The organism is Candidatus Zixiibacteriota bacterium (assembly GCA_035574315.1).
In the GTDB taxonomy this organism is placed as follows: domain Bacteria; phylum Desulfobacterota; class Binatia; order UBA9968; family UBA9968; genus DATLYW01.
On record DATLYW010000021.1, the window covers coordinates 95,389 to 101,961 of the forward strand.

Annotated in this window: 6 protein-coding genes; all 6 read left to right on the top strand. The window is 55.3% G+C overall.

What is annotated here, in order from left to right; genetic code table 11:
* Complete coding sequence (locus VNN77_06745; protein ID HXG51083.1) at positions 1-1,539, top strand: radical SAM protein; 1,539 nt, start codon at positions 1-3, stop codon at positions 1,537-1,539.
* A 47-nt stretch (positions 1,540-1,586) separates the two neighbouring features.
* Positions 1,587-2,162 carry an NUDIX hydrolase gene (locus tag VNN77_06750; GenBank protein HXG51084.1) on the top strand — a complete coding sequence of 192 codons (576 nt, stop codon included), beginning with the start codon at positions 1,587-1,589 and terminating at the stop codon, positions 2,160-2,162.
* Positions 2,159-2,863 (top strand): glycosyltransferase family 2 protein, encoded by a 705-nt coding sequence (locus tag VNN77_06755; protein ID HXG51085.1) that lies wholly within the window; start codon positions 2,159-2,161, stop codon positions 2,861-2,863. The genes VNN77_06750 and VNN77_06755 overlap by 4 nt, the downstream gene beginning before the upstream one ends.
* Positions 2,864-2,944: 81 nt before the next feature.
* The gene (locus VNN77_06760; GenBank protein HXG51086.1) at positions 2,945-5,188 is read left to right on the top strand and encodes a hypothetical protein; all 2,244 of its coding nucleotides are present in this window, start codon (positions 2,945-2,947) and stop codon (positions 5,186-5,188) included.
* 13 nt (positions 5,189-5,201) lie between these two features.
* A complete protein-coding gene (locus tag VNN77_06765) occupies positions 5,202-6,158 on the top strand; it encodes a glycosyltransferase family 2 protein (protein HXG51087.1) in 957 nt (318 codons plus the stop codon).
* Between the two features lie 229 nt (positions 6,159-6,387).
* On the top strand, positions 6,388-6,573 hold a 186-nt coding region (locus VNN77_06770), incomplete at its 3' end, for a transposase (GenBank protein ID HXG51088.1).

Here is a 6,573-nt window from a genome sequence, read left to right on the forward strand (position 1 = left end):
ATGCGCAAAAGCGACCTCGATCTCCTGTTGATCCATCCGGGGAGCCGGAGCCAGATCTATCAATCTCTCGGCTCCACGCTCTCCGCGATCGAGCCCCCGGTCTGGACCGGCCTCATGGCGACCTTCGCCCGCAGCCGGGGCTTCTCCGCGTACGTGCTCGACGCCGAGGCGGAAGATCTGGCGCCCGAACAGGTCGCGGCACGGGTGGAGGAAATTCGCCCGCTACTTTGCGCTGTCGTGGTGTACGGTCATCAACCCTCGGCTTCGACCCAGAACATGACCGCCGCGGGCGCGATCTGTACCGCCGTCAAGCAGTTGCTTCCCGAGCAGCCGGTCCTGCTCGTCGGAGGACACGTGGCGGCCTTGCCCGAGCGGACGCTCCGCGAAGAAAGCGCCGACTTCGTGTGTACGGGGGAAGGCCCCTGGACCCTGGCGGATTTGCTTTCGGCGCTCCGGAGCCGCTCGCCCGATCTCTCCAAGGTTCGCGGGCTTTGCTACCGGGAGGACGGACACGTTGCGGTCACCCCTCCGGCGCCGCTGGTCAAAGATCTGGACCGCGAGATGGGAGAGCTGGCGTGGGACCTGCTGCCGATGGAGAAGTACCGGGCCCATAACTGGCACTGCTTCGGCGAGCCGTCGCGGCGGCCCTACGCTTCCCTCTACACGACGTTCGGCTGCCCGTACCGCTGCAGCTTTTGCTGCATTCAGGCCCCCTTCAAATCCGGCGAAAAGCTCGCCGGGATGAAAGAGACCGTCAACAGTTACCGGTTCTGGAGCCCGGGAGCAGTGATCGCCCAGATCGAAAAGCTGGTCGAGCGCTACGGCGTTCGCCACATCAAGATCGCCGACGAGATGTTCGTGCTCAACCCGCGCCACGTCCTCGGTCTGTGCGACGCCATCATCGAGCGCGGCTTCGATCTCAACATCTGGGCGTATGCGCGCGTGGACACCGTCAAGGACGGGATGCTGGAGAAGCTCAAGCGCGCGGGATTCAACTGGCTCGCCTTCGGGATCGAGGCGGCGAGCGAGCGGGTGCGGGACGACGTGGACAAGGGGTTCGGGCAGGAGGAAATCTTCAACACCATCGCGAAGGTCCGGGCGGCGGGGATCAACGTCCTTGGCAACTACATCTTCGGGCTGCCCGAAGACGATCTGGAGAGCATGCAGGCCACGCTCGATCTCGCCGTGGAGCTGAACTGCGAGTTCGCGAACTTCTACTCGGCCATGGCCTATCCGGGGTCGCGGCTTTACGAGCTGGCGCTCGAAAGAGGCTGGCCGCTGCCGGAAAAGTGGAGCGGCTATTCGCAGCACTCGGTCGACACGCTGCCGCTGCCGACGAAGTACCTCTCGGGACCCGAGGTGCTGCGGTTCCGGGACCACGCTTTTAAGGTCTATTACCGTAACGCCGAGTATCTCGCGATGATCGAGGCCAAATTCGGGCCGCAAACGGTCCGGGAGATCCATGAGATGACCTCGCATAAGCTAAAAAGAAAGTACGTGCCCGCGGAAGGGGCCGTGCCGCCAAGCGCAGGCGCTTAAGACGGCGAGACGAATCATTGGGGTCAAAAGACGCCATTTTTCCGGTTGTGAGCAAGCGCAGGCTCGTCTGCGAGAACAGCCGGTTCTCGGTGTTCTTCGACGAGATCGCTTCCGGAGGGCGGACCGCTGCCCGGGATTATCTCGTTGTCGCCCCGAAGCGAGCGAGTAACAGCGGTACGACGGGCGTAGCCGTGCTTCCGGTCGTTGACGGCCGGATCGGGCTGATCCGGACTTACCGGCACGCAGTCGCCTGCGAGTCATGGGAGATCCCGAGGGGTTTTATCGAGGACGGGGAAGCGGATGCGGTCTCGGCGGTCCGCGAGCTCGAAGAGGAGACCGGCCTCTCATGCTCCCTGCGCAACATTCGATCCCTGGGGTTTGTCGTTCCGGATGCGGGGGTCCTGGCGGCCCGCGTCCATCTATTCTCCGCATCGAAGTGCTTCAGGAGCAGGCCCTTTCGCACGGCCGAATGGGGTCATCGCGAATTTTCTCTTTTTGATCTGGCGACACTCCGCAAAATGGTCGCCTGCTCCAAGATTCAGGACCCTTGCACGCTGATCGCGTACTACAAGTTCCTGTATCCCGGCCGTGCTCCGCGGAAAAAGGAGCGCATGAAATCTTGAAGACGACACTGCTGGTTCTGACCTTGAACGAGATCGAGGGCATGAAGGCGATCATGCCGCGCGTCGACAGGACATGGTGCGACCAGATCATCGTTCTGGACGGCGGATCGGTGGACGGCACGATCGAGTACGCCAAGGAAAACGGTTATTTCGTTTACGTTCAGCGTGCGCCGGGGATCAGGAACGCCTACAAAGAAGTGCTGCCGTACGTCGAGGGGGACGTTATCGTCACCTTCAGCCCGGACGGGAACTGCATCCCCGAGCTGATCCCCGCGCTGATCGACAAGATGCGGGAAGGCTACGACATGGTGATCGGCTCGCGCTACCTGGGAGGAGCTCGGAGCGAGGACGACGATCCCGTCACGGCCCTCGGGAACTGGTTGTTCACGCAGACCGTCAACGTACTGCACGGCGGCCGCTACACGGACGTCATGAACATTTTCCGGGCCTACAAGACGCAGTTGATCTACGATCTGGGTTTGGACAAGGATGATCCCTACTCGACGGCGGAAAGAATCTTTCGTACGACGATAAGCTGGGAGCCGTTGCTTTCAGTGAGGGCAGCCAAGAGGAAGCTTAAGGTCACGGAAATTCCCGCCGACGAACCGCCGCGCTTGGGCGGAGTCAGAAAGCTTCAGGTGTTTCGCTGGGGCGGAGCGTATTATTTTCAGTTCATTCGCGAGAAGTTCTGCGGGTGTTAAGAAAGAATTTTCAGGATCTATTGACAAATCGCGGTAAGCGTTGCGCGCTACAGGACAATCGAGAAAGACCTTTTTCCCAGCATGGAATACCGAGAGAACGAAATTTCACACAAATCAAGCCAAGATCCGAGACTTTGCGATAACTACAAGGGGCTTTCAGATGCTCATAATCTGCCGGTGGCATCGCAAAGTTATGATTCCAGAGAGAGCGAGGCCTTTTATGGCCCGACCGCTGCAAACATCTTTGGGTACCATTGGCGCTATACTTTTGTCGTTTGTGCGTTTCTGGTGGTTGTTCCTTATCTGCCGTCGTTTGTCTTTGAATTTGGAGTCCACAATGACTACATGATCTGGTCTTATGATAACCGCAAGTGCTGCCTTGGATTTCCGGAATCAACACACCTTTTGGTCGTTGGGAGACCGCTCGGCGCAATTTTACTCAATCTACATTTCGCTGCGTTTACGGGTATCAAGAGTCTGGCGATAGGTCGTGGTGTAAGCCTGTTGGTAATTTTATGGGCGTACTATCTTTTCTGCGTGGTTCTTATCAAGAACTACAAATTTGCTCCGCCGTTTTCACTGACCACGGGGTTGCTGATCTTCTCGCTGCCACCGGTGGCTCTTTATGTCGTCTGGCTCACAAATTTCGTTCCCGGAAGTCTTACAGTATTCATGTCGGTTTTGGGCTATTTTTTAATTTCTTTGCCACTCAAGGATTCCGAGACCACCAGCAAGAACCACACGGTCATTTCTCGACGACACCTCGGCTATGCGGTAGTCTTTCTGTCTTTTTTTATTTACCCACCGGTCGGCATATTCTGTCTCGTTTTTCCTCTCATATGTGCGTTGTTTATGGGCCGCGACCAATGGGCTCGGGAACGTGGGCGTATTTGGGCACAGATTGGCACCATAGTTAGTCTCCTAGTGCTTTACTTTTTTGTCACAAAGTTCGTCTTGATGCCAATACTGTGGCAAATGAGCCAAGCTGTCCGTGAGTACGTGCTACCTACGGAAAATTATCAGTTTTCATTGTCCATCGACATCTGGAAAAGATTGTTCTTGGTCAATGAATTTGCTGCAATTACGTTCAATCTGTGGACCTCAAACTACATACCGGGGTTTCATTTTGCTGTTCTTGTGTTTATCGCTGGAATGATTCTGTGGAAGATTGTCCGTAGAGCGGGTCACGAAGGTGGCAGTCAGTGGATCGATGTGGCTTCTCGTTGGCGGGCAGCAACGGTTGTAGTTCTGCTTGCAACCAGCGCGGCTCCTGTTTTTTTGCCCAGGGGTGGCTTCGTCGCGTACCGCATCGTTTTTACTGCCGCCAGCATGGCGGTCGTACTTTTTTTGTGGGCGGTTTACGAAGTATGTTCGTGGTGGGATAGTCGGCGAACGTTACCGGCTGCAGTTGCGGTTGTTGTTGGTATCGCCATAGTGTTCTCAAGTCTCAGAATTCACTTGTTTGTGGCCAACGTCAATAGGGAGTATGAATTCGTCCGAAGTTCAATTCGGTGGCTTGAGCTGGATAAGCTCACAAAGGTAGTGGTGGTCTCGCCCAAATGGGGCGCGCAAATCGTCCGGGGCAGTTTGTTTTATGATTTCCGGTACATGGGAACGAATTTCGCGCGCATGGACGGGATAGTGCGTGTAGCCCTTCGAGAATCGGGCATGTCGCGGCGGCGAGCGAGAAAAATAAATGTTTCGTTTGTACCAGATACCGTTGGCCGGTCGGCAGAATTGAGGAAGTATTTTTGTCCGTGTGTTGATATGAGCTGGGCTGGATTTCAAACCAGGATTCCGCCATTTAGCTTAGCGATGGGACCGATGATTCCAGCGCTGTCCGACTCTCCTGTTTCCGTGTCAACGTCGGCGAGCGTTGAAGCTTCTTCTGCCTCGCTTGAGGCAGTTGGAAGGGTGCGACGTGTCAGTGGGCCGCAAATGATTATCGAAGGATACGCGGGGTACAACATCGTCTTGTACCGGTCTCGAATTTACGGATTCCCTCAGGGATTTAAGCCTGATTACACGGACCCGAATCTTAGCCGACGCAAAGGTGTGTTAACCGGGCGTTCCGTGAAAGAGGTTATGAACGCGGTCGACAGAATTCCAAAAAACGAAAATATTGGCTTGCGAGCACCGAGACTGATCGCGGAAAATTATAAGGGTTACAATATAGTTTCATTTGACGGGAGCATCTACGGGTTCCCTCAAGGCATGTCACCGGATTACGGGGACCCGGACCTGGCTAGAAAGCCGGGTGTAGTGGTTGCTACAAGCGAGGATGCAGTGAGAGCGCTGATAGACGATAAGCGCGTGAGCAAATGATGGAATAATGACTATGGCATTGGTGTCCATTGTTTTTTCGTTCAGAAACGAACAGGAAGTCTTACCTCTCCTGATAAGGAGAGTGTCCGAGGCGCTTCAGGGCATTCCCGAAGATATGGAATTGATCTTCGTAGATGATGCTTCGACTGATAATTCAGTAGGTACGATTCGCGCGCTCGCCAATCAGGTAGACAACCTGCGGTTGGTTCAAATGTCAAGACGATTCGGGGTCGAAGAGTGCTTTTTTGCCGGCCTGGAGCATGCCAAAGGCGATGCTGTTGTTCTAATGTATGCGGATATGCAAGATCCGCCCGAGGTGGTGAGGGAGATGCTTGCCCGATGGCGACAGGGCGCAGACATAGTGCATGGAGTGCGGAGGCGTCGTCTTGGGGAGAGCAAAGCAAAAATTGTCGCAGCCCATGTGGCGTATCGAATAATTAATCGTATTGCGGAGATACCGATTCCTACCGATGCGGGGGATTTTAAATTGATTTCACGTGTTGTCGTAAATCATCTACTGAAGTTGCGTGAAAGTGATCCTTACCTGCGCGGTTTAATTCCATGGGTTGGATATACGCAAGACTACGTAGAGTATGATCTTCAGCCGCGCGCCGCTGGAAGATCCCACGTGCCGTTGTTTGGGAGAAAAGCATGGACAGTGTTCCTTAGCGGTCTCACGTCGTTCTCCATGGGGCCAATTTATTTAATTTTGATTCTCGGTGTTGTCGGAACGGTAATCGTTGCCTGTAGCATGGCTACACTGACCGTAGTATTTCTCTTCAAGCCTGTGCCGTTCTGGGCACTGTGGTTGACCGTGGCTCTGCTGTTATGGTCAACAGTAATGCTAGCCTTAGGTGTCGTGGGGTTCTACGTCGGGCGGATCTACAAAGACGTTCGCGGGCGGCCCCGTTATATTGTCAAAAAGGTTCACGATCTTGGGCGGAAAGGTAGCAACTCGGCATACGGCTGAGGTAGCCGCCTAAATCCTTTAAACATCTGAATACCGTTTGGAGAGAATCCGACGGTCAAAGTGTAAATTTCGAACGGAGCAATTTGACAGGAGGCGGTTAAGGGCCGGTCGAGGAGTGCGGTCCTCAACGGGGAGCTTGCATGCGAGTGGTATTGACCTGCCCCCCAAAAACTAGGCCATTTTGAAAGTGAGTCCTCCTGGGATATAGCAGAGCGAAAGGAGGACAGCGATGAGAGGCAAGCGGTTTAGTGAGGAGCAAATCATAGCGGTCCTCAAGGAGGGCGAGGCGGGGGCAAAGACCGCCGATCTCTGCCGGCGCCACGGGATCACGCAGCAGACCTTTTACCGTTGGAAGTCAAAATACGGAGGGTTGGAGGTGAGCGATGTCCGGCGGCTGCGGCAGCTGGAGGAAGAG

Coding starts and splice junctions, on each gene's coding strand:
- VNN77_06745 (HXG51083.1), top strand. CDS start 1: ATGCGCAAAAGCGACCTCGATCTCCTGTTGATCCATCCGGGGAGCCGG.
- VNN77_06760 (HXG51086.1), top strand. CDS start 2,945: ATGGAATACCGAGAGAACGAAATTTCACACAAATCAAGCCAAGATCCG.
- VNN77_06765 (HXG51087.1), top strand. CDS start 5,202: ATGGCATTGGTGTCCATTGTTTTTTCGTTCAGAAACGAACAGGAAGTC.